The 21,530-nt window shown below is 64.2% G+C and carries 20 protein-coding genes; 12 read left to right on the plus strand and 8 right to left on the minus strand.

Annotated features, from left to right (window positions below):
* Positions 1 to 70 precede the first annotated feature (70 nt).
* Complete coding sequence (locus tag R4P47_RS15185; RefSeq protein ID WP_149404947.1) at positions 71 to 2,251, minus strand: glutamine synthetase III; 2,181 nt, start codon at positions 2,249 to 2,251, stop codon at positions 71 to 73.
* 190 nt (positions 2,252 to 2,441) lie between these two features.
* Here R4P47_RS15185 and R4P47_RS15190 point away from each other — a divergent pair, with 190 nt between their 5' ends.
* Together R4P47_RS15190 and R4P47_RS15195 are read left to right on the plus strand one after the other, a co-directional pair.
* Complete coding sequence (locus tag R4P47_RS15190; protein WP_149404946.1) at positions 2,442 to 2,909, plus strand: SRPBCC domain-containing protein; 468 nt, start codon at positions 2,442 to 2,444, stop codon at positions 2,907 to 2,909.
* Between the two features lie 22 nt (positions 2,910 to 2,931).
* A complete protein-coding gene (locus tag R4P47_RS15195) occupies positions 2,932 to 3,372 on the plus strand; it encodes an SRPBCC family protein (protein WP_149404945.1) in 441 nt (146 codons plus the stop codon).
* A 4-nt stretch (positions 3,373 to 3,376) separates the two neighbouring features.
* Here R4P47_RS15195 and R4P47_RS15200 read toward each other — a convergent pair whose 3' ends face one another.
* Entirely contained in the window at positions 3,377 to 4,198 is an 822-nt protein-coding gene (locus tag R4P47_RS15200; RefSeq protein WP_149404944.1) for a class I SAM-dependent methyltransferase, read from the minus strand.
* Between the two features lie 203 nt (positions 4,199 to 4,401).
* Here R4P47_RS15200 and R4P47_RS15205 point away from each other — a divergent pair, with 203 nt between their 5' ends.
* The gene (locus R4P47_RS15205) at positions 4,402 to 5,754 is read left to right on the plus strand and encodes an MFS transporter (RefSeq protein ID WP_149404943.1); all 1,353 of its coding nucleotides are present in this window, start codon (positions 4,402 to 4,404) and stop codon (positions 5,752 to 5,754) included.
* Positions 5,755 to 5,827: 73 nt separating this feature from the next.
* On the opposite strand, the gene R4P47_RS15210 is transcribed toward R4P47_RS15205, so the two are convergent.
* The 4 genes from R4P47_RS15210 to R4P47_RS15225 form a co-directional block, all read right to left on the minus strand.
* Positions 5,828 to 7,270 carry a fatty acid desaturase family protein gene (locus tag R4P47_RS15210; RefSeq protein ID WP_068055731.1) on the minus strand — a complete coding sequence of 481 codons (1,443 nt, stop codon included), beginning with the start codon at positions 7,268 to 7,270 and terminating at the stop codon, positions 5,828 to 5,830.
* 24 nt (positions 7,271 to 7,294) lie between these two features.
* Positions 7,295 to 8,392, minus strand: coding sequence for a ferredoxin reductase (locus tag R4P47_RS15215; protein ID WP_176460324.1), 1,098 nt, complete (start codon positions 8,390 to 8,392; stop codon positions 7,295 to 7,297).
* 99 nt (positions 8,393 to 8,491) lie between these two features.
* Complete coding sequence (locus tag R4P47_RS15220) at positions 8,492 to 9,988, minus strand: FAD-dependent oxidoreductase (protein WP_149404942.1); 1,497 nt, start codon at positions 9,986 to 9,988, stop codon at positions 8,492 to 8,494.
* Between the two features lie 38 nt (positions 9,989 to 10,026).
* Positions 10,027 to 10,932 carry an AurF N-oxygenase family protein gene (locus R4P47_RS15225; protein WP_082898813.1) on the minus strand — a complete coding sequence of 302 codons (906 nt, stop codon included), beginning with the start codon at positions 10,930 to 10,932 and terminating at the stop codon, positions 10,027 to 10,029.
* Between the two features lie 153 nt (positions 10,933 to 11,085).
* Between R4P47_RS15225 and R4P47_RS15230 the strand changes: the two genes are divergently transcribed.
* The 8 genes from R4P47_RS15230 (at position 11,086) to R4P47_RS15265 (ending at position 19,290) form a co-directional block, all read left to right on the plus strand.
* Positions 11,086 to 12,591 (plus strand): adenylate/guanylate cyclase domain-containing protein, encoded by a 1,506-nt coding sequence (locus R4P47_RS15230; protein WP_149404941.1) that lies wholly within the window; start codon positions 11,086 to 11,088, stop codon positions 12,589 to 12,591.
* Between the two features lie 134 nt (positions 12,592 to 12,725).
* Positions 12,726 to 13,391 (plus strand): HAD-IA family hydrolase, encoded by a 666-nt coding sequence (locus R4P47_RS15235; RefSeq protein ID WP_149404940.1) that lies wholly within the window; start codon positions 12,726 to 12,728, stop codon positions 13,389 to 13,391.
* A gap of 60 nt (positions 13,392 to 13,451) precedes the next feature.
* Positions 13,452 to 14,663: a sedoheptulose 7-phosphate cyclase gene (locus R4P47_RS15240; RefSeq protein ID WP_149404939.1), complete on the plus strand. Its 1,212-nt coding sequence runs from the start codon at positions 13,452 to 13,454 to the stop codon at positions 14,661 to 14,663.
* A complete protein-coding gene (locus R4P47_RS15245; RefSeq protein ID WP_094670372.1) occupies positions 14,660 to 15,460 on the plus strand; it encodes an O-methyltransferase in 801 nt (266 codons plus the stop codon). The genes R4P47_RS15240 and R4P47_RS15245 overlap by 4 nt, the downstream gene beginning before the upstream one ends.
* Positions 15,457 to 16,743: an ATP-grasp enzyme gene (locus R4P47_RS15250; protein ID WP_149404938.1), complete on the plus strand. Its 1,287-nt coding sequence runs from the start codon at positions 15,457 to 15,459 to the stop codon at positions 16,741 to 16,743. Before R4P47_RS15245 ends, R4P47_RS15250 begins: the two co-directional genes overlap by 4 nt.
* Complete coding sequence (locus tag R4P47_RS15255; protein WP_094670370.1) at positions 16,743 to 17,765, plus strand: D-alanine--D-alanine ligase; 1,023 nt, start codon at positions 16,743 to 16,745, stop codon at positions 17,763 to 17,765. Before R4P47_RS15250 ends, R4P47_RS15255 begins: the two co-directional genes overlap by 1 nt.
* The gene (locus R4P47_RS15260; RefSeq protein ID WP_094670369.1) at positions 17,762 to 18,514 is read left to right on the plus strand and encodes a TauD/TfdA dioxygenase family protein; all 753 of its coding nucleotides are present in this window, start codon (positions 17,762 to 17,764) and stop codon (positions 18,512 to 18,514) included. The genes R4P47_RS15255 and R4P47_RS15260 overlap by 4 nt, the downstream gene beginning before the upstream one ends.
* Before the next feature lie 50 nt (positions 18,515 to 18,564).
* Complete coding sequence (locus R4P47_RS15265) at positions 18,565 to 19,290, plus strand: YoaK family protein (protein WP_068055698.1); 726 nt, start codon at positions 18,565 to 18,567, stop codon at positions 19,288 to 19,290.
* Between the two features lie 15 nt (positions 19,291 to 19,305).
* Here the strand turns inward: R4P47_RS15265 and R4P47_RS15270 are convergent, their stop codons facing one another.
* On the minus strand, positions 19,306 to 19,920 hold the full coding sequence (locus R4P47_RS15270; RefSeq protein ID WP_068055695.1) for a TetR/AcrR family transcriptional regulator: 615 nt from the start codon (positions 19,918 to 19,920) through the stop codon (positions 19,306 to 19,308).
* An 80-nt stretch (positions 19,921 to 20,000) separates the two neighbouring features.
* Here R4P47_RS15270 and R4P47_RS15275 point away from each other — a divergent pair, with 80 nt between their 5' ends.
* Positions 20,001 to 20,933: a DAPG hydrolase family protein gene (locus R4P47_RS15275; RefSeq protein WP_231893844.1), complete on the plus strand. Its 933-nt coding sequence runs from the start codon at positions 20,001 to 20,003 to the stop codon at positions 20,931 to 20,933.
* On the opposite strand, the gene R4P47_RS15280 is transcribed toward R4P47_RS15275, so the two are convergent.
* A complete protein-coding gene (locus tag R4P47_RS15280; RefSeq protein ID WP_068055691.1) occupies positions 20,930 to 21,505 on the minus strand; it encodes a hypothetical protein in 576 nt (191 codons plus the stop codon). The two genes, R4P47_RS15275 and R4P47_RS15280, sit on opposite strands and share 4 nt — an antisense overlap.
* Positions 21,506 to 21,530 lie beyond the last annotated feature (25 nt).

The following is a 21,530-nucleotide window of genomic DNA, read 5'->3' on the forward strand; positions in this document are numbered from 1 at the left end:
CCGAAGAGCACTTATCCGCACCACTGTTCTATCTGGTCGTTCCGCAGGCTCCACTCCTGCGCGCAGCGCACTACAGGATGTAGAGCATCTCCTGATACGTCGGCAGCGGCCACAGATCGTCGGCCACCATGGCTTCCAGAGTGTCCGCCGCAGATCGAACGGCGGCCATCGCGGGCAGCAGTTCGTCCTTGGCGTGCGTCGCCTCGGCGAGGGCCTCGCCGCCGGGGTCGGCTTCGAGCGCGGCCTTCAACGTCGCCAACGCCGCGCGCAGCTCGGCGAGCGGTGCCGACACCGCCTGCAGCGCAGTCATGTCGACGTCGTCGACGCCTGCACCCTTGAGTGCACTGACGTTCTGCGCCAGCTCGGTCTGATAGCGCACGGCTGCGGGCAGAATGGACGTCTGGCCCATCTCGAGTGTCAGACGCGCCTCGACGAACACCGTCAATGCGTACTGTTCGAGCCCGATCTCGTAGCGCGAGTGCATCTCTCGGTGGTTGAACACCTTGTACTTCTCGAACAGTTCCATGGCCGAGTCCGAGATGAGTTCGGGCAACGCGTCGAGCGTCGTACGCAGGTTCGGCAGGCCGCGTGACTCGGCCTCGATCTGCCAGTTGTCGGAGTAGCCGTCGCCGTTGAACACCACCGCACCGTGCTCGGTGATGATCTCGGTCAAGAGGTTCTGCACCGCGGTGTCGAAATCGGTTCCCTCGGCGACGGCCAGCTCGAGGTTGGTCGCCATGTAGTCGAGAGCCTCGGCCATGATCGTGTTGATCGTGACCATCGGGCCGTTGACGGTCTGCATCGAACCGGGTGCACGGAACTCGAACCTGTTGCCGGTGAACGCGAACGGACTGGTTCGGTTGCGGTCGCCGGGGTCGGTCGGCAATACGGGCAGGGTGTCGGCACCGATCATCATGGTGCCCTTGCCCTTCGACGACGTGGCCGCGCCCTTGGCGATCTGGTCGAACACGTCGGCGAGCTGATCGCCGAGGAAGATCGAGATGATCGCGGGCGGAGCCTCGTTCGCGCCGAGGCGATGATCGTTGGTCGCCGACGCCACCGAGGCGCGCAGCAGACCGCCGTACTTGTGCACCGCGCGGATGACGGCAGCACAGAAGACGAGGAACTGCGCGTTGTCGTGGGGGTTGTCCCCGGGCACCAGCAGCGATCCCAGATCGGAGTTACCGAGCGAGAAGTTGACGTGCTTGCCGGAGCCGTTGACGCCCTCGAAGGGCTTCTCGTGGAACAGGCACTCCATGCCGTGCTTCTTGGCGATGGTCTTGAACGTCGTCATCAGCAGTTGCTGGTGGTCGGCTGCGATGTTGCCGCGCTCGAACATCGGCGCGATCTCGAACTGCCCTGGTGCGACCTCGTTGTGCCGGGTCTTGGCCGGGATGCCGAGCTTGAACAGCTCGCGCTCGGTGTCCATCATGAAGCCGAGCACACGCTCGGGAATGGCTCCGAAGTAGTGATCGTCGAACTCCTGGCCCTTCGGCGGCTTCGAGCCGAACAGGGTGCGGCCGGCATTGAGCAGGTCGGGCCGGGCGAGGAAGAAGTGTCGGTCGACCAGGAAGTACTCCTGCTCCGGACCACAGAACGAGACGATGTTCTCGATGTTCTCGTGCCCGAACAGCTTCAGGATCCGCTCGGCGTGCCCACCCATGGCCTGCTGCGAACGCAGCAACGGCGTCTTGTGGTCGAGGGCCTCACCGGTCATCGAGACGAACACCGTCGGGATGCACAGGGTGTTGCCGTTCGGATTCTCCAGTACGTACGCCGGGCTGGTGACGTCCCAACCGGTGTACCCACGAGCCTCGAACGTATTGCGCAGGCCGCCGTTGGGGAAGCTCGACGCGTCGGGCTCGCCCTGGATCAGCGTCTTGCCCGCGAATTCCGCGAGCGCGCTGCCGTCTCCGACCGGGTCGAAGAAGCTGTCGTGCTTCTCGGCCGTCAAGCCGGTGAGGGGATAGAAGACGTGCGCATAATGCGTCGCGCCCTTCTCCAGTGCCCAGTCCTTCATCGCCGACGCCACCGCGTCGGCGACCAGGGGGTCGAGCTTCTTGCCTTTGTCGATGGTCGCCATCACCGACTTGAACACGGATTTGGGCAGTCGCTTCTGCATGACGACCTTGCTGAAGACGTTCTCTCCGAAGATCTCGCCCGGCTTCTCGTCTCCGACGAAGCTGACCGCAGGCGGCACATACGCCTCGACGTCTTTGATCGCCTGCAGGCGTACGGTATTTCCACTCATGGCTACCCCTTGACAAGGTGCTGCTCCACAGCTGGATTTTGTGGAGTCCGACCCGGCGACTGTACGAATGCGACGTGGCGGTCGTGTTTCGTCGCTGTGTCCACTGCGAGGCAAAAACGGCGACCGGAGTTTCCTTCCACGCAGACGGGGGTAACTCCGTAGCCAGCGTAAACAACCGAAAGCGAGCCCCATGAGCGACCAGCTGACCGTCCGACGCGTGATCGACGCTCCCCCGGCCTCGGTGTTCACCGCACTGGCCAACCCCGAGGTTCAGGCCGCGGTCGACGGCTCGGAGATGTTGCGTGGTGCGATCGAACCGACACCGCTGCGCGCGGTGGGCGACACCTTTGCGATGGACATGTATCAGCCGGAGCTGGGCGAGTACGTCATGGAGAACACCGTGTTCGTGTTCGAGCAGGATCGTCGCGTCGGCTGGATTCCCAACCGCCAGGGGATGGGACCGCGTGGCACGCGGTGGTCCTGGGAACTCGAAGAAGTTGCCGAGAATCGGACAGCTCTCACACAGGTCTACGACTGGTCCCGCGTCACCGACCCGGAGTTCCGCAAGATGGCCGGCTTTCCCCGGGTGACCGAGGAGCAGATAGTCGGCACCATGCGCCGGCTCGCCGAGCACCTCGGCGTCCCGCTCGAAGACTGATCCCCGACGACAGGAAATTCTCATGGTCGACGTCACCCGCACCTTCACCGCCGCTGTTCCGATCGAGAAGGCGGCCGCCTTTCTACGCGACTTTTCCCATGCGCCGTCGTGGGATCCCGGAACCCAGAGCTGCACACAGATTTCCGACGGTCCGGTCGCCGTCGGAACGCAGTGGCACAACGTGTCCAAGCTGTTCGGTATCACCACGGAGTTGACCTACACCTTGGTCACCGACGAGCCTGATCACATCGTGCTCGAGGGCGAGAACAAGACGGCCACCAGCGTCGACGACATCACGTTGACCGCCGAAGGACCGCACGCCACCCGAATCGACTACCACGCGAAGGTCGAATTCAACGGTGCCGCCAAGATAGCCGGCCCGTTCCTGAAGGCGGGGTTCGAGGCGAAAGTCGCGCCGGACACCGTGGAGAAGATGACCGAGGCGCTCGAGCGACTGGGCTGAGGCCCTACTTGCGTGCGAAAACGGTGAAGTTGTCCGCTGAGCTCGCCAGAACGTCGGGTGCCACGATCGAACCGTCGTCGGCGAAGATCTCGGAGATGGTGAGCCCGGCGTCGGTCACCAGTCGTCGCACGTCTGCCACGGTGGTGAAGTGCATGAACGGAGCGAAATCGTGCGCAGCGAGCGGCGCTACGGCCCACGTTCCGCGATCGACGACCCGAGAGCGCGCAGACCACCAATTGGCAACGCTACGAACGACTCCGGCGGGATCGAGCAGTCGTCGTCCGACAGCCGTCACGATGCGCGCGAGTGAGAACGTGAACCGCTGAGTCGGTCTGCTCAACTGAAACGGCTTCTCCCCGAACGACGGTCCGTTGCGGTTGAGAGTGGAGAACACCAGAATTCCGGACTCGCCGAGAACTCGGTGAAATTCTGCGAGTACTCGAACTCGTTCGTCGTGGGTCACGGTGTCGATTCCGTTGTTGCTGAACACGATCAGACCGAATTCGCCGTCGGAGAAGTCCGCCAGATCACGCGCGTCGGCCACATGCGCCTGCAGGTCGGGGAAATTCCGCCGAAAGGCGTCGACCATGGTGGGTGCGTAGTCGATCGCAACGTAGCGGTCGCTGATCAGCCGAAGCAGCGCCGTGGTTCGTCCGCTGCCGACTCCCACGTCCAGTATCGGCGTTCCGCGCGCAACCGAGGCCGCAGCGACCAGCGCCGCCGCCTCCCCGCAGTCGAGAAAGCCGTCGGTCGGACCCGCATACTCCACGTACGCCGCAGCCACCCGCTCACTGTCGAACACATCCCGATTGTGGTCTGTGGACACCAGATCACCTTTGCTTCCTACCCTGCGGACACAAGCGTCGCTCCCTTGGTGTCAGACGGTACCGGCGAACCCTGAGGTGCGCCTGAGGTCTCGTGCGTTCACCACACCCCCATCCGGGGGTATTCATCGCGTGACTCGGATCACTACCGTTCGTCGCACTCGGTATCGCGCATTCACCCGATACCCGACAAAACGGAGGAACCATGACCACTGTCTCACCCGACGACCCGGGTGTGTCCGCATCGACGCCACCTACGGTGCAGACCAAGACCAGTGTCCGCCGGGTCGCTGTCGCCAGTGGCATCGGCACGACGATCGAGTTCTACGACTTCTTCATCTACGGCACCGCGGCCGCCCTGGTCTTTCCGACGATCTTCTTCCCGGCCCTCGGCTCCACCGCAGGCACCGTGGCCTCGTTCGCGACGTTCGCGGTCGCGTTCATCGCCAGGCCCGTCGGCGCAGTGCTGTTCGGGCACTTCGGTGACCGCATCGGCCGCAAGAAGACCCTGATCTCGACGCTGCTGCTGATGGGGGTGTCCACGTTCGCCATCGGTCTGCTGCCCGGTGCGGAGACGATCGGCGTGGCTGCTCCGATCATCCTGGTGCTGCTCAGGTTCGGCCAGGGGTTCGCAGTCGGTGGTGAATGGGCAGGCGCGACACTGCTGACGGCCGAGTACGCGCCTCCTGGCAAACGCGGCTTCTACGCGATGTTCCCTCAGCTGGGACCGTCGGCCGCGTTCATCTTCTCCAGCGCGACATTCCTCGCGACCGGACTGCTGCTCGGCGACACCAACGAGACGTTCCTCAACTACGGTTGGCGAATCCCGTTCCTGCTCAGCGCCGTTCTGGTACTCATCGGCCTGTACATGCGGTTGGCCATCGAGGAGACCCCGGTCTTTCGTGCCAACAAGCTCGCCGAGGAGCAGGCACCGGCGAACGCAGCACCGACGAAACTGCCGATCTTCGACGCCTGGCGCATCCAGAAGCGGGAAATCCTCACCGCTGCAGGCGCATTGGCATCTCTGTTCGCCTTCTTCTACATGGGTACCGCGTACCTGACCAGCTACGGCACCAAGACACTCGGGTTCGACCGGCCGTTCGTGTTGATCACCGGAATCGGTGCCGCGGTGATCTTCGGAGTTGCCATCGCGGTCTCGGCGACCTACTCCGATCGCGTCGGCCGACGGCGAGTGATCATGGGAGCGTGCATCATTGCGATTCCCTGGTCGATCGCACTGTTCCCCGTTCTCGACACCGGGTCACCCGCAGCATTCGTGATCGGCATGTGCGTCACGCTCGCCATCTTCGGAGTTGCCTACGGACCGACCGGAGCCCTGCTCCCCGAGCTGTTCCAGACCCGTTTCCGTTACACCGGAGCAGGTTTGGGCTACAACCTCGCCGGAGTTCTCGGTGGCGCGATTCCGCCGATGCTGGCCGCACCGCTCACCGCCGCGTTCGGCAGCATCTCGATCGGAGTCATGCTGGCCCTGCTGTCGGTACTCAGTCTGGTGTGCACCAAGCGGTTGATCGAGACCAAGGATGTCGACATGACCTGACACCCGCAACGCAGAACCGCGGCCACCCGGCAATCGGGTGGCCGCGGTTTCGTCAGCTCTTCACGGGACGAACTCAGTCGTCGCCACGGGGCGGCGGCTGAACATCGACGCCGCCGGAGTTGTGCTCCGGTCCGGCCGCCGGATGCCCTGCCGGCACGCGGCCGCGCGTCTTCGCGGCCTCGCTGTCCTTGGTGGCACCTTCGGCGAACTTACGACGCCAGCTCTCCTCGGGACGGTAGGGGCCCGGCTTCGGCCGAGTCTTGCCGCCCGGGAACGCCAGCCGTGCGATGGTGCGCTGGACCATGCCCCACTGCTGAAAGAACGGTCCGGTGTTGTAGGGCAGTTCGTAGCGCTCGCAGATGTCCTTGATCTTCGGCGCAACGTCCGCGTACCGGGTGCTGGGCATGTCCGGGTACAGGTGGTGCTCCACCTGGTAGCTCAGGTTGCCGCTCATCAAGTGGAACAACGGGCCACCGTCGATGTTGGCGGCTCCGACGAGCTGACGGACGTACCACCCACCGCGGGTCTCGTTCTCCACCTCTTCCTGGCTGAAGGTGTAGGCCTGGTCCGGGAAGTGTCCGCAGAAGATGATCGCGTTCGACCAGACGTTTCGAATGATGTTCGCGGTGAAGTTCGCGGCCACCGTCGACAGGAACGTGCTCTCGATGCCACTGAACCGGCTGTCCAGCAGAGCCGCGGTCCGACGGTTCTTACCGAATCGGGCAGACCCACGCAGCTTGGACGCGAGCCTGGAGCGCTTGCTCTCGGGCAGACGTCCACCCGATGCGACCTGCGCCAGCGCGAACGCACCGGCGGAGATCAGCGGCCAACCCACGTAGTCCTTGACGAACTGCTTGCGTGCCTTGACGCCGATGCCCTTGAGATCCTCGACGAGATCCTTGACCGGCTTCTCACCGCGACGAATGGCCTCGATGTCGAGATCGTGCAGCGCGACACCCCACTCGAAGAACGCCATCAGCAGCACGTTGTAGAACGGCTGCGCCAGGTAGGCCGGGTGCCACTTCTGCCGCGGGTCGATACGCATGATCTCGTAGCCGAGATCCTTGTCCTTGCCGCGGATGTTGGTGTACGTGTGGTGCACGTAGTTGTGCGAGTGCTTCCACGAGCTCGCGGTCGACGCGGTGTCCCAATCCCACACGGAGGAATGGATTTCCGGGTCGTTCATCCAGTCCCACTGGCCGTGCATGACGTTGTGGCCGATCTCCATGTTCTCGAGAATCTTTGCGATTCCGAGGCACGCTGTACCTGCCAGCCATGCCGGCTTGCTGGTCGATCCGAGCAGCAACACTCGACCCGCGACCAGCAGCTGTCGCTGGGCTGCGATCACCGAGGTGATGTACTTCCGGTCCTTGTCACCGAGGCTGGCGTACACCTCGTCGTGGATGGCGTCGAACTCCTTGGCGAGTTCGGCGATCGTGTCGTCACTCAGATGCGCCAGCGGGTTCACCGGCTCGTCGGAGCCCGTGACACGCCTGGTGGTTTCGTCGATAGACATTCATTCCCCTGTTCGATTTGAAGATCAGAGTTCGATTTCGATGTCGCCCTCAGCAGTGTTGACACAGATCCGAACCGCTTGCCCCGTAGGTTCGGAGATATCCCCGTTACGTAGATCACGTAAACGCCCCTTCTTCAGGGTACCTACGCAGGTGTGGCAGATGCCGATCCGGCAGCCGTACGTCAAATCCAGGCCGGCTTCCTCACCGGCGGCGAGAATCGTTGTGCCGCCGTCGCATTCGACGTCCTTCTTGCTGTTGAGAAACTTGACGGTGCCGCCCTCGCCTACATCGTCGCCACCACCGATGACCGGCTGAAAACTCTCGTGATGGAACCGGTCGTAGTCACCCTGGTCTTTCCAGTACGAGCGCAGATCGTCCAGATGTTCACCCGGACCGGAGCAGAATGCTTCGCGCTCACGCCAATCCGGGACCAGCTCGTCCAATTCGGACGCCTTCATCCGACCCTCGTCGCTGGTGATCCGCAGCTTCACCGTCAGCCCGTCGTGCTTGGCTTCGAGTTCGTCGAGGGTATCGGCGAACATCAACTGGTCGCGATTGTGCACCGAATGCACCACCACGACGTCGCGTACCTGATCGTGGTGATCGAGGGCGCGCAACATGCTGATGATCGGCGTGATGCCACTGCCTGCACTGATGAACACCATCTTGTCCGGAATCGGATTCGGCAGAGTGAACTCGCCCTCGACCTCACTGAGCCGGACGATGTCGCCGGTCCTGATGGTTCCCACCAAGTACGGCGAGACCGTCCCCGACGGCACCAGCTTGGGACTGACGCTGACCAATCCGTCCACCGGGTCCGGATCGGAGGTGAGCGAATACGCCCGCCAGTGGTACCGACCGTCGATCAGTACTCCGAGTCGGACGTACTGCCCGGGTGTGTGGCCCTGCCACTCGAAACCCGGCCGGATGTACACCGAGACGGCCTCCGATCCCTCCGGTGTCACCCGCTCGACCTTCCCCCGAAGCTCGCGGGTGGTCCACAGCGGATTGATCATCGACAGGTAGTCGTCGGGCCGGAGCGGATTGAACAACGATCGGACTGCGCGCAGCATCGTCCGTCTTACAAAAGAAACCTGGGGCTTGGCCCCCCGTTCAGCCATACTCAACGGTAACCCTGTGCGCCGTGCTACACATCCGAATCGCTCAGACTCGAATGAGACTGCTACACAAGGTGAACAGAACCGGGCTGTTCCGACCGGTCAGCGCGCTCTGGAAACGCGGTCGCCCAGGGCGGCACTCACTTTTCCGTACCAACCGACCGGACGGGCAAGCCCACGCGTGGGCACATCGGCCAGCAACGCCTCGGCCGTTTCCTCCGCATCGATCTTGTTGTCGCCGATGCCACCCGTGGCACCTCGCTTGGCCCACCCGACGACGTAGCACCCCGGAACCGGAGTGCCGTCGGCAGCGGTGATGCGACCGCCGACATTACGGATGGTGCCGCTGATGTCGTCGAACGGGATTCCCGGTGACGGGGTTCCGCGATAGCCGATCGCGAGCAGAACCAACTCGGTCGGCAGCTCGACGGCGTGCTCACCGACGCCGACTTCGATGGACTGCACCGAGTCGCTGCCGTGGAGAGCAGCCGGAGCTCGGCCGAACGCGAAGACGATGCGGCGGGCGTGTGCCTGCGAGCCCAGTTCGACTTGCGTCGCCCCAGCCAGAGCCGACGCAGGAGCGGACAACGGCAGGCGATCGATGGCGTCGACGATTCCGTCCGGTCCTGCCACGACGACGTCGACGCCGGCGCGATCGACGAGCGCCTTGCATTCGGACCGGGTGAACGCCGCGAATTCAGGACCACGACGGGCGAGGACGACGACCTCGCGGACGCGATGGCGACGCAGCTCGGCCAGAGCATGAGGAGCGATCTCGGTTCCGTCGAGCCGGTCCGGATCGGCCGTGAGGATACGAGCAGCGTCGAGTGCGACGTTGCCGTTTCCGATGATGGTGACGCGATCGACGCCGGTGAGATCGATCGCGTCGGCAGCAACGTCGGGGTGGCCGGTGTACCAGCCGACCAGGGTGCGTGCGCTGACCGATCCGTCGAGGTCGATACCGGGAATCTCGAGGGCTCGGTCCTTGTCGGCACCGACGGCATAGACCACCGAGTCGAACTTCCGAGCCAGTTCGACGTGGTCGACATCCTTGCCGACCTCGACACCGAGCTTCATCGTCACCCGTGGATGGACGAAGATCCCACGGAAGTGCTCACGGATGCGTCGGGTACCGAGGTGATCGGGAGCGACGCCGTAGCGGGCGAGACCGCCCGCGGTGGGCAGCCGGTCGTAGAAGGTGACGTTGGTGCCGGGCACGCGCAACAGCGCCTGGGCGGTGTAGCAGGCTGCCGGTCCGGTCCCGACGATGGCGATGTCGATCGGCGGCAGTTCGTTGACCGTCGCCACCGGGAATCGAGGCGCGCCCCACTCCGCCACGGCGGGCTTGTCCTTGTAGTAGTCGGCGTTGATGTCGGCGTAGATCTGCTGGTCCGGTGTCAGACGCGAGACGCGCGTGATCGCGTCCACCGGGCACGCGTCCGCGCAGGCACCGCAGTCGATGCACGAGCGCGGATCGATGTAGAGCAGCTCGGTCTTACCGAAATCCGGCTCGTCGGGCGTCGGATGAATGCAGTTGACCGGGCACACCGACAGGCAGGATGCGTCGTTGCAACAGTTCTGCGTGATCGCGAACGGCATGGTTTATCTGATGTCCTTCACGGCCTCGAAAAGAGTGGTCAGAGCATGTGCAAACGACGGTAGATCATCTCGGCCGGCTTGGTGATCAAACCGCAATCGAGAAGAAATGCCATCAGGTGCTCGCTCGAGGTGCGCATCATCGTGTGGTGATGGGCGTTGTTCTTCGCTTCCTTCACCGCGCGGTCGACGTCGAGGCCAGCTGCTGCGTAGACCTCCTTGTTGACCATGTTGGACACGATCAGGCGGGCGGCGATCGCGACGACGAGCGCGCTGGCCTTGCGGCGAGCCGGGCTCTTGCCTGCAATGTCTTCACGCATCTGTGCACGCGCGAAGGTCATGTGCCGCGACTCTTCCACGACGTGGATCTTGCTGGTGGTGCGCACGAGTGGCAGCACGTTCTCGCCGCGCATCCAGTCGCGCTGCATGACGTCGAGTACCTCTTCGGCGACGAGGATGCCACCGTAGGCGACCTCGGCGGACGCGAGAGCCTTGAAGCCACGGCCGAGTTCGATGCTCGATCGACGCGGCAGGTAGGCCTTGATGCCCATCTTCTGGCAGGCGCGGGCGAACATGATCGAGTGACGGCACTCGTCGGCGATCTCGGTGAGAGCGAACTGGAAGTCCGAGTTCGACGAGTCCTTGCAGTACTGATCGCGCAGGACCATCTGCTGCAGGATCATCTCGAACCAGATGCCGGTGCTCATGATCGAGCAGACCTCGTGGCGGGTGAGCGTGATGCGCTGCTCTTCGCTCATCTCGTCCCACAGCTTCGTGCCGTAGAGGGTGCTCCACTCCGGGTTGAGTCCGTAGAGGGAGGGATCGAGATCGGCTTCCCAGTCGACCTCCTCGGAGGGGTCGTACGACAGCTGGGCGGCGGAATCGAGCAAACGAGCGGAGACATCCTCGGGCTCGAGAACGTCGTTCCTGGAGAGTGTGCTGGTCATCGCCGTGGTTCCTTCCATCGTCGAAACGCTGTATGTAACTGTTACGGAGATTACCAGGTACTCGGGGACACAGGTAGTCACTCGAGAAGAAATCTCGTCGAATCTTTTTCCGGACCCCTACAGTTCGAGCGAACAGAGAACGGAGATTCATCGGTGATCGCAGCTCTACGGTCCGCCCTCACCCGCACCCCGATGCGCCTCTACGCGGCGGGCATGGTCTCGGCCAACGCCATCGGAGCAGTCATCGTCTTCGTGTTGGCCCGCTTCATCCTGCCGTTGCCGGTCGGCTCGGAGGAGATCCTGTCGGACCGAAATTACGTCGCCTTCTTCGTGTATCTACCGGTCGCGATCGCCATCGGGATCGCGCTCGGCCTCCGCGTTGCGAAGCCCCTCGTGCTGTGGCTGCACACCGGCGGCACGCCTTCGGACGCCACCGCGATCGCCATCGTGCGGCTGCCCCTTCGTCAGCTCGGCGTCCACGTGCTGCTGTGGGCACTCGGCGTCGCGGTGTTCGTCGGGGTCAATGCGTCGGCAGGCGCGGCGCTGTCGATCATCGTCGCGATTGCCGTCAGCTTCGGCGGCCTGGCGACCTGCTCGCTGGGCTATCTGGTTGCCGAGAGAACGCTTCGGCCGATCACCGCAGCGGTGATGGAAGTCAGTGCGGTCACCGATTCCGCCGCACTCGGCGTGAAGCTGCGCGTCGTTCTCATCTGGGTCCTGAGCACGGCCATTCCCATCCTGGGGCTCGGCCTCATCGGACTCGGTAGACTGATCGACACCGTCATCCCACCCGACGTCGACCTGTCCCCCGCGATGGTGTCGCTGTCCGCGATCGCCCTGGTCGTCGGATTCGGCGGCATGTTCCTGGTCGGACGGTCCGTATCGGATCCGCTGCAGCAGGTCAGCACGGCCATGCAACGCGTCGAAGCCGGAGCGACCGACACCCGCGTCGACGTCTACGACGCCTCCGAGATCGGCCGGTTGCAGAACGGGTTCAACAAGATGGTCGTCGGTCTCGACGAGCGCGAACGACTGCGGTCGCTCTTCGGCCGCCACGTGGGCCACGACGTGGCGCAGCGCGCGCTGGCAAGCGCGCCTCGTCTGGGCGGCGAGAACCGAACGGTCGCCGTGCTGTTCATCGACCTCGTCGGTTCGACGGCGATGGCCGAGCGAGAATCCGCGGAAGCGGTGGTCGATCTGCTCAACCGCTTCTTCGCAGTGGTGGTCGAGCACGGCGAACGACACGGCGGCTTCGTCAACAAGTTCGAGGGTGATGCCGCACTGCTGATCTTCGGCGCTCCGGTCGACCACCCAGATCCCGTGACGGCGGCACTGCGCACCGCACGCACCCTGGCCGTCGCCCTCGCCTCCGACGGCGGCTTCGAGATCGGCATCGGCGTCACGTACGGCCCGGTCATCGCCGGAAACATCGGAGCCGAATCCCGATTCGAGTACACCGTCATCGGCGACACCGTCAATCAGGCGGCTCGGCTCACCGATCTCGCGAAGGATGACCCGAACACCGACGTGCTCACGTCGTCGATCGTGCTCGATCACGCCTCCGTCGACGAACGCGCGCAGTGGACGACGGGCGAGGCGGTCACCCTGCGCGGCCGGTCGACACCGACGACTCTGGCCGCGCCCGTCCGGCACCGCTGACGTCCGACCGTTCTGCCGAAAAATTCGAAGGTTTCCCGTTCGGTGCCGATGGGGCATACCCCCCGAACCAACTCACCCATCGCGCATGCGCGAGACATTGACCAGTACAACGTCTCTCGCTCCGAAAGGCATCCATGTCCGCAATTCTGTTCGGCTCGATCAGCACTCTCGTCGACACGTCCGAACTGCAACGTCGCTCGTTCAACGAGGCGTTCGCAGCACACGATCTGAACTGGAACTGGTCTCGCGAGGATTACCGGGCCATGCTCGGATCCAACGGTGGTGCCGACCGAATCAGCGAATACGCGTCCGACACGGATACCGAGGTGGACGCCGCTGCCGTGCACGCGACGAAGTCCGAGATCTTCCAGCGTCTGATCGGCGAATCCGACGTGAAGACACGACCGGGTGTGGCCGACACGATCGACTCGGCCAAGGCGAACGGCATGAAGGTGGGCTTCGTGACCACGACGTCGCGAGAGAACATCGACGCATTGTTGGCGGCCCTGAGCCCCGAGCTGACAGCCGACTCGTTCGACGTCATCGTCGACGCGTCCTCGGTCGATGCCGGCAAGCCCGACCCCGCGTCGTACGAATTCGCGTTGAAGTCGTTGGGCGAGAACGCATCGGACAGCGTCGCCATCGAGGACAATGCCGGCGGTGTCCAGGCGGCGGTCGCCGCGGGCATCAGCTGCGTCGCATTCCCGAACGAGAACACTGCGGGCACCGAGTTCGGCTCGGCCACCGACACCGTCGATGCACTCGATCCCGAGCGTGTCCGCGCTCTTGTCTCTGCCTGAGCGGAGCCTGCGCAGCGAGCGTGCAATCAGACCATTCATCCAATCCTCCAGGAGTAACCAGTGAGCAATCTTCAGGCCCAGGTCGTCGCCGGGGACAGGTCGTTTCGCGTCGAAGGCTACGAACGCATCGAGTACGACCTGATCTACGTCGACGGTGTGTTCGCAATCGAGAACACCGAATTGGCCGATAGTTACCGGCCGTACGGTCGCGCGCTGATGGTCGTCGACGAATCGGTGCACGAGATCTACGGCGACCGGATCAGCGCGTACTTCGATCACTACGGCATCGCCCTCGCGGTGGTTCCGGTGCACATCGCCGAGACTGCGAAGTCGCTGGAGACGTTCGAGCGCATCGTGGGCGAGTTCGATGCGTTCGGTCTGGTCCGCACCGAGCCGGTGCTGGTGGTCGGCGGCGGATTGACCACGGACGTAGCAGGTTTCGCGTGCGCCAGCTACCGACGGAACACCCCGTACATTCGCATTCCCACCACATTGATCGGCCTGATCGACGCGAGCGTATCCATCAAGGTGGCCGTCAACTACGGAAAGCACAAGAACCGCCTCGGTGCGTACCACGCGTCGCAGAAGGTGCTGCTGGACTTCTCGTTCCTCGGCACGTTGCCCGAGGATCAGGTGCGCAACGGCATGGCCGAGCTGATCAAGATCTCCGTCGTCGGCAATCTGGAGATCTTCGAGATGCTCGAACAGTACGGTCCGGAACTGCTGCGAACGCGGTTCGGCCATCTCGACGGAACGGCGGAATTGCGTTCGGTCGCAGACCGACTGACCTACTCGGCGATCGCGACGATGCTCGAACTCGAGGCACCGAATCTGCACGAGATCGATCTCGATCGCGTCATCGCCTTCGGTCACACCTGGAGCCCGACGCTCGAGCTGACCCCGCCTGCCCCGTTCTTCCACGGCCACGCCATCAACATCGACATGGCGCTGTCGACGACCGTCGCCGAACAGCGCGGACACCTGTCGACGGCAGACCGCGATCGAGTGCTCGGTGTCATGTCCAGCATCGGGCTGGCATTGGACAGCCCGTACCTGACCCCCGAGTTGCTCTCGGAGGCAACGGCGTCGATCCTCAAGACTCGCGACGGCATACTGCGCGCAGCGGTGCCGGACCCGATCGGCACGTGCCGCTTCCTCAACGATCTCGACGCAGCCGAGTTGGCCGATGTGCTGACTCTGCACAAGAAGATCTGCCTCGACTTCCCGCGCGCAGGCGAGGGTCTCGACATGTTCACTGCACCGACGCCGTGACCCAGACCCCGCGACCGGTCACCCCGACCACCATTCTGGCGCGCGAGCTCAGCGAGATAGCCGATCTGCTCGACGCCGGTGCCGGGGCGACCGACGAGCTGATCACCCGTGTTCATCGAGCCCGCGATCTCGCGGCGGGACTCGACCCGTATCTCGACACCTGCACCACCTCCCAATCCGCAGCGCTGGCGACACTGGCATCGCGGACCCGCACCGAGGACTGGAGATCACGTGACGTCGTCTCCGGCTCGGGGCCCCTGGAGATGGAAATGCTCTCCGGCCACGTGGAGGGACGCTTTCTTGCGTTTCTCGTGCACATGACCGGGGCGAAGCGGGTGCTCGAGATCGGTATGTTCACCGGCTACTCGGCACTGGCGATGGCCGAGGCTCTGCCCGCGGGCGGCGAGGTGGTCGCCTGCGAGGTGGATCCGTACGTGGCCGAGTTCGCGCGGTCCTGTTTTGCGGATTCGCCTGCGGGCTCGTCCATCACGGTGGAAGTGGGGCCTGCACTGGACACCCTCCGCCGGTTGGAGGGCACGTTCGATCTGGTCTTCGTCGACGCCGACAAGACCGGATACCGCGCGTACGTGGAGCACCTGCTCGGTAGCGAGCTGCTGGCCGACAACGCCGTGATCGCCGTCGACAACACCCTCCTGCAGGGGCAGCCGTACAGCGAACGCCCCACCGAGAACGGCCGGGCCGTCGCAGAATTCAACGAGTACGTGGCGAACGACCCCCGCGTGGAGCAGGTGCTGGTGCCGTTGCGCGACGGCGTCACCTTGATCCGGCGCACATGATCCGCACTGTCGCAGCACTTGTCGGACTCACTGCCACCCTCCCCGCCGACCTCGTGGCGGCGGGGGTGGCTGCCGTCCGAGGCGGCCGGCCCGCCACGCGCCGAACCGACTCCCCCAAGACGGTCATGATCAGCGGCGGGAAGATGACCAAGGCCCTGCAGCTCGCGCGGTCCTTCCATCTCGCCGGGCACCGAGTCGTCCTGGTGGAATCGGCCAAGTACCGTTTCACCGGCCATCGGTTCTCACGTGCGGTCGACCGATTTCACTGTGTACCCGACCCGACCGAATCCGGGTACGCCCGAGCACTTCTGGATGTGGTGCTCCGCGAAGGCGTCGACGTCTTCGTCCCCGTCGCGAGTCCGGCTGCGAGCATCCACGATGCCGACGCACGGGCACTGCTCGATTCGCACTGCGAGGTCCTGCACGGCGACGGCGCGACGGCGCGCATGCTCGACGACAAGTCCAGGTTCTCCGAACACGCTGCGGCGCTCGGCTTGCGCGTTCCCGATTGGCGACGCATCACCGACGTCGAGCAGATCGCGCAGTTCGACTTCCCACCGGGCCGTGAGTACATCCTCAAACGCATCTCGTACAACCCGGTCGGCCGCATGGATCTGACGCGATTGACCCGCGACACGCCTGCCGAGAACCTGCGATTCGCACGCAGTCTCGGGATCTCCGAGGACGATCCGTGGATCCTGCAGCAATTCGTCGCCGGGCAGGAGTACTGCACCCACGGCACCGTCCGCGGCGGCCGGTTGCAGGTGTACGGCTGCTGTGAATCATCGGCGTTCCAGGTCAACTACGAGATGGTCGACAAGCCCGACATCCTGCGCTGGGTGGAAACGTTCGTCTCTTCGCTGGACGTCACCGGCCAGCTGTCGTTCGACTTCATCGAGTCCGCCGCCGACGGCCACATCTACGCCATCGAGTGCAACCCCCGCACCCATTCGGCCATCACGATGTTCTACGACCATCCCGACCTGGCTGCCGCGTACCTCGACGACGGCCATCCGGTGATCGTGCCGCGTACGACGGCTCGCCCGACCTACTGGATCTACCACGAGGTGTGGCGTCTGCTCACCGAGGGCAACCGAAAGGCCCGCTTGCGCAGCATCTTCGAGGGAAAGGACGCCATCCTCACCGGCTGGGATCCACTCCCCTATCTGCTGGTGCACCACCTCCAGATTCCGTCCCTGCTGGTGCGAAATCTGCTGGCCCGGCGCGGATGGTCACGCATCGACTTCAACATCGGCAAGCTCGTGGAGAACGGAGGCGACTGATGACCCTGTCGGTCCTGGTACTGGTCGGATCGTCGGTGGACGAGTTCCACTGCGATCTGTCTCGGGTGTACGCGGGCGGATTTCTCGACGCACTCGGTGGAAATCCCGACTATCGGTTCGAGGTGGCGTTCGTCTCCCCCGGCGGGCTCTGGAGCTTTCCCGGCGGCATCGACGCCGCCAGTGTGGCGTCGGCACACCAGATGTCGTTGGCGCAGGCAGTGGACGTCATCTCGTCGTGGCACTTCGACGTGATGGTTCCACAGATGTTCTGCCTGCCCGGAATGACGACATACCGCAGCCTGTTCGATCTGTTGGGCGTGCCGTACGTGGGCAACGGTCCGGACGTGATGGCGATGACGGCCGACAAGGCTCGCGCCCGAGCCGTGGTCGCGGCGGCCGGGGTCGCCGTCCCGACCGGTGTCGTGGTGCGGTGCGGTGACAACATCGACGTCGAACTGCCGGTGGTCGTCAAGCCCGTCGACTCGGACAATTCGATGGGCGTCACACTGGTTCGCCAATCCGACCGGTTGGCAACCGCTGTGAGCGAGGCTCTGACGTATTCGTCTGCGGCACTGGTGGAGTCGTACATCCCCCTCGGCCGCGAGGTCCGTTGCGGCATCATCGCACGGGGCGACGAGCTGATCTGCCTTCCACTCGAGGAGTATGCCGTCGAGTCGATTCGTACCAGCGCCGACAAGTTGAATCGCACCTCGGACGGGGATCTATACCTGGTCGCGAAGGAGCAGACCAGGGCCTGGATGGTGGACGTCTCCGATCCGATCACCGAGAAGGTCTGGGCGGCAGCACGATCGTGCTATCGATCTCTCGGCTGCCGGCACTACGGTCTGTTCGACTTCCGGATCGACCCCGACGGACAACCGTGGTTCCTCGAAGCCGGTCTGTACTGCTCGTACTCGCCGTCGAGCGTGCTCGCCGTGATGGCCTCGGCGGCAGGTATCGCCGTCGACGAACTGTTCGCACGAACGCTCGACGAACTGTCGGTGAAGGAGTTGTCCTCGTGACGTTGGGAATCGAGATCGACGAGCTGGACCTGAGCTCCACCGAGACCGAAGAACTGCGAACGCTGTTGGCCGAACACGGCGTGCTGATTCTACGCAGACAACCCTTGGACGACGCAGGCTTCCTGGCATTTCTCCGGCGGTTCGGCGAGATGATGTTCACCGAGGGCGAGACGCCAGTGCCGGGCTTTCCCGACCTGAACGTCATCAGCAACGTCGGCCGCACCACACCGCCGAAATCGACATTCCACGTGGACACCACGTATGTACCGAATCCGCCTGCCTACACCGCACTACGTGCGGTCGAGGTACCGGAGTCCGGGGGCAGCACGCTGTTCAGCGACCAGTACGCGGCCTACGACACCTTGCCGGCCGACCGCAAAGCGGACCTCGCCGGAAGAACGGTGACGCACCGAGTGACCGGGGTGGCGTCGGACACCGATTCCTGTGCCGAACATCCTTTGTTCGCAGTGCATCCCGTGACCGGGCGTACCGCTCTGGCATTGTCGGCACCCGCACGGTGCGTCGCGATCAGCGGCATGTCCACCGAGGAGGCACAGGAGACCGTGCGATATCTGTTCGAACATTCGACTCGCGAGACCAATGTGCTGCGACACGCGTGGGCACCGGAGGACGTCGTCATGTGGGACAACCGATGTGTGATGCACAAAGCCGATCACAGCGGGGTCGTGGGAAACAGGGTCATGCACCGGGGAATGATTGCCAATGGTGAATCGCCGTCGGTTATGTGACCGACAACTCAAAGATTTGCCGGTTCGCCCGTAGTCCGGACAATCGAGTCATGACTTCCCCATTGACGATCAGCCGCGAAACAGCCGTCGGTGCCGAAGCTCGTCTGTCCTGGATATTGTCGGGACTGGCAGGGATGGTGGGTGCAGTTGCCTTCCTCCATTCCGCCGGCTACTTCGTGACCTTCATGACCGGCAACACCGAGCGAGCAGTCGTCGGACACTTCGGGCATCCCGAGGGCAAGGAGGTCACCCCGGGGGCCTCACCGATCGCGGCACTGGCGCTCATGGGCTCTTTCCTGGCAGGCGTCGTGATCTCGTCGATCTGCCGTCGTCGCTACTGGTCGAATCACCCGCACGGAGCAACGGTGCTCACCACGATCGCACTCGCAGGAGCAGGCGCGATCGACATCGCCATCTCCGGATGGTCGTCGGCCAACGTGAACTTCTACCCGATTCTGTTGGTGGCCTTCGCACTCGGTGCTCTCAACACCGCGTTCACGAAGAAGGAAGAGACCTACATTCCCCTGAGCTACGTCACCGGGACCATGGTCAAACTCGGCCAGGGAATCGAGCGGCACATGTTCGGCGGCGGGACGCGCTACGACTGGCTCTGCTACACAGCCCTTCTCGGATCGTTCGCCTTGGGAGGCGCGATCGGAGCCTTCATCGGCGTCGTCATCACCGGCCCGCAGGTACTGCTTCTGACCGCACTGATCAGCTTCGGCGCGACGATCTTCACGTTCACCCACACCGAGCGTCGTTCGCTGCTGGGGTGAGGCCGCCGGCCCGGGTCAGTTCTCGACCAGCGGCGAGGCCACCACGATCTTGCGCAACATCTGCTCGATGAAACCCGGGGACAGGCGTGACCCGATCAGCACTTGCCGCTGCACCAGCCCCTCGATCATCACCACGAGGGTCTCGGCGTCGGACGGCGGATCCTCGGAGTCCAACGAGGCGACGATCCACTGGGTGTAGGTGACGAATGCTGCTCGTTGACTGTCGAACAACTCGCGAATTTCGTCGTCGTGCTGCGCCTCGCCGAGCATGATGTGGCGAGCGATGACCCGTTGGACGGCATCCCCGGTCGTCATGGCGTCGATGAAATCGATGATGCGCGACACCACGATATCGGCGGTGAGCGGCTTGACGTCGACGAGACTGCCGAAGGTCGCTCCGGCCACCTCGAAGTCGCGGACGAACAGCTGACCGAGAGCCAGGTGAAGCAGCCGACTCCGGGTGGGCGCGTGGTAGTTCACCGACCCGGGTCCCAGTCCCGCTGCGGCGTCCACCGCCCGGTGCGTCAAGCCGCGAAGACCTCGGGTGGCGAGCACCTCGATCGCGGCCGTGGCGATCTCGTCGCGCCGACGCACTCTCGACTCGTCGTCCCTGGGGTGTGCCGGACTCATACCGCGCAGTGTAGTGCCCGGCTGTTGACATACATCGATTCCACGACCTAGCCTCAACGAATGTTGAGAGGGGTGGTCGCATGACCCGGGGGCCGACACGACGCCAGATCATGATCGGAGCGGCCGCTGCGGCCACCGTCGCCGTCGTCGGCCCGGTAGCCAAGGCGGTGGCGGCCCCGGCAACCGGTTCGGCGGACGAGTGCGGTGAGCGCTACCAGGGCTACCGCGACGCCGATCGAGATCTGCCGTACGCCCGATACATGGCACAGCGAACGACGCCCGCACCGACCGCCGTCGCGGACGCCTGTGCGGGCCCGGCCCTCGCGCCGGATTCGATTCCTGGATTCGATTCCATCACAACCGATCTCGCGCCCACCGGCTACTCCACGATCGAGACCGGATACGGTCGACGCGCCGATGGAGTGACGTTCGTGGCGGTCCGCACGGTGATGCCGCGCGTGACGGCAGCGATGTGGGACTGGTGGTTCGGCTGGCATTCCACCGAGGCCGCACGCTACAAGCTGTGGCATCCCGACGCCCACCTCTACGCAGCCCTCGCCGAGGATCGAACGGCACTCGACATTCCCGACAAGGCCAAGTACGTCGGCAACACGACTTTCGTGGACGAGTACGTCGGGCCGAAGCTGCAACAGCTGGGCATTGCCTTTCGCGATCCGATTGCGCACGGCTTCGACGTTCCCGCGGATCAGACGATCGTCTTCGGCCGAGTGGGCAGCTCCATCGCGCCGGTGGACCTGGGCTGGCTGGCCCACCAGGTGCGTCCCGTCGAGGGCGGTGCCGAGATGCGTAGCCGTTTCTTCCTGAACCTGCGCGGGCTGCACGTACCGGACATCGAGCAGGCCGTGTGCGCCGTCCGCCGCGGGGCGTCGGTCGATCCGACGGACCTCGATCTCGGGGTCGATCTCGCCCGAGATCTGTTGTTGCACTGCGGACAGGAGATGAATCACCTGGCCGGCTTCCTGCCGGAGTTGTACGCCGAGTTCGGGAGCTAGTGCCCCAGAAACACTTTGGCCAAGACGATGAGTGCTGCGACCGCAGCGGTGGCCAGACCACCCAGAATTGCGCGGAAGGTCAACGGGTTGCCGCGAATTCGTTCCGTGACCATCTGAATCGTCGCGATGCGTATCACGATGACTCCGCCGGCCAGCAGTTCCGACCACTGCCCCGGGAGCACCGACAACCAGCCGAGGGCCAGCATCACCGCAGGGACCGTGCCGGAGCTCAGGATCGGCACGGCGTCACGGAATTCCTCGACGGCCTCGAACGTGCGTTGCTCGTCGGTTGCATCGCCGTGCGCTTCGGGAATCTGACTGCTGGCGACGAAATCGGCGAACACATGCGCCAGAAACGTCGTCACCGCCGTGGCCAGAACCAGAACAGCAGCAGTTCCGTTCTCGATCGAGCTCGGCGTCGATGCTGCGACCGCCGCCAGAACCAGGATGTTTCCGTAGACGTAGGCCGACAGTCTCTTGGCCGCCCGCGCGGGCTCGAGCGGGCCGTCCGCGCGGGTGACCAGACGGCGATACAGCCGTGTTCTGCGAATACGGGGCTCGGCGTCGCTCATGCAGGAGATCGTTGCACGGCCGAGA

The organism is Rhodococcus sp. IEGM 1370 (assembly GCF_033142325.1).
Lineage (GTDB): Bacteria > Actinomycetota > Actinomycetes > Mycobacteriales > Mycobacteriaceae > Rhodococcoides.

Bases quoted from the DNA above. Each gene is read 5' to 3' on its own strand.
- R4P47_RS15270 (WP_068055695.1), bottom strand. From the start codon at position 19,920: ATGAGTCCGGCACACCCCAGGGACGACGAGTCGAGAGTGCGTCGGCGC.
- R4P47_RS15210 (WP_068055731.1), bottom strand. From the start codon at position 7,270: ATGTCTATCGACGAAACCACCAGGCGTGTCACGGGCTCCGACGAGCCG.
- R4P47_RS15190 (WP_149404946.1), top strand. From the start codon at position 2,442: ATGAGCGACCAGCTGACCGTCCGACGCGTGATCGACGCTCCCCCGGCC.
- R4P47_RS15265 (WP_068055698.1), top strand. From the start codon at position 18,565: ATGACTTCCCCATTGACGATCAGCCGCGAAACAGCCGTCGGTGCCGAA.
- R4P47_RS15220 (WP_149404942.1), bottom strand. From the start codon at position 9,988: ATGCCGTTCGCGATCACGCAGAACTGTTGCAACGACGCATCCTGCCTG.
- R4P47_RS15195 (WP_149404945.1), top strand. From the start codon at position 2,932: ATGGTCGACGTCACCCGCACCTTCACCGCCGCTGTTCCGATCGAGAAG.
- R4P47_RS15280 (WP_068055691.1), bottom strand. From the start codon at position 21,505: ATGAGCGACGCCGAGCCCCGTATTCGCAGAACACGGCTGTATCGCCGT.
- R4P47_RS15250 (WP_149404938.1), top strand. From the start codon at position 15,457: ATGATCCGCACTGTCGCAGCACTTGTCGGACTCACTGCCACCCTCCCC.
- R4P47_RS15255 (WP_094670370.1), top strand. From the start codon at position 16,743: ATGACCCTGTCGGTCCTGGTACTGGTCGGATCGTCGGTGGACGAGTTC.
- R4P47_RS15275 (WP_231893844.1), top strand. From the start codon at position 20,001: ATGACCCGGGGGCCGACACGACGCCAGATCATGATCGGAGCGGCCGCT.
- R4P47_RS15225 (WP_082898813.1), bottom strand. From the start codon at position 10,932: ATGACCAGCACACTCTCCAGGAACGACGTTCTCGAGCCCGAGGATGTC.
- R4P47_RS15205 (WP_149404943.1), top strand. From the start codon at position 4,402: ATGACCACTGTCTCACCCGACGACCCGGGTGTGTCCGCATCGACGCCA.
- R4P47_RS15235 (WP_149404940.1), top strand. From the start codon at position 12,726: ATGTCCGCAATTCTGTTCGGCTCGATCAGCACTCTCGTCGACACGTCC.
- R4P47_RS15215 (WP_176460324.1), bottom strand. From the start codon at position 8,392: ATGGCTGAACGGGGGGCCAAGCCCCAGGTTTCTTTTGTAAGACGGACG.
- R4P47_RS15185 (WP_149404947.1), bottom strand. From the start codon at position 2,251: ATGAGTGGAAATACCGTACGCCTGCAGGCGATCAAAGACGTCGAGGCG.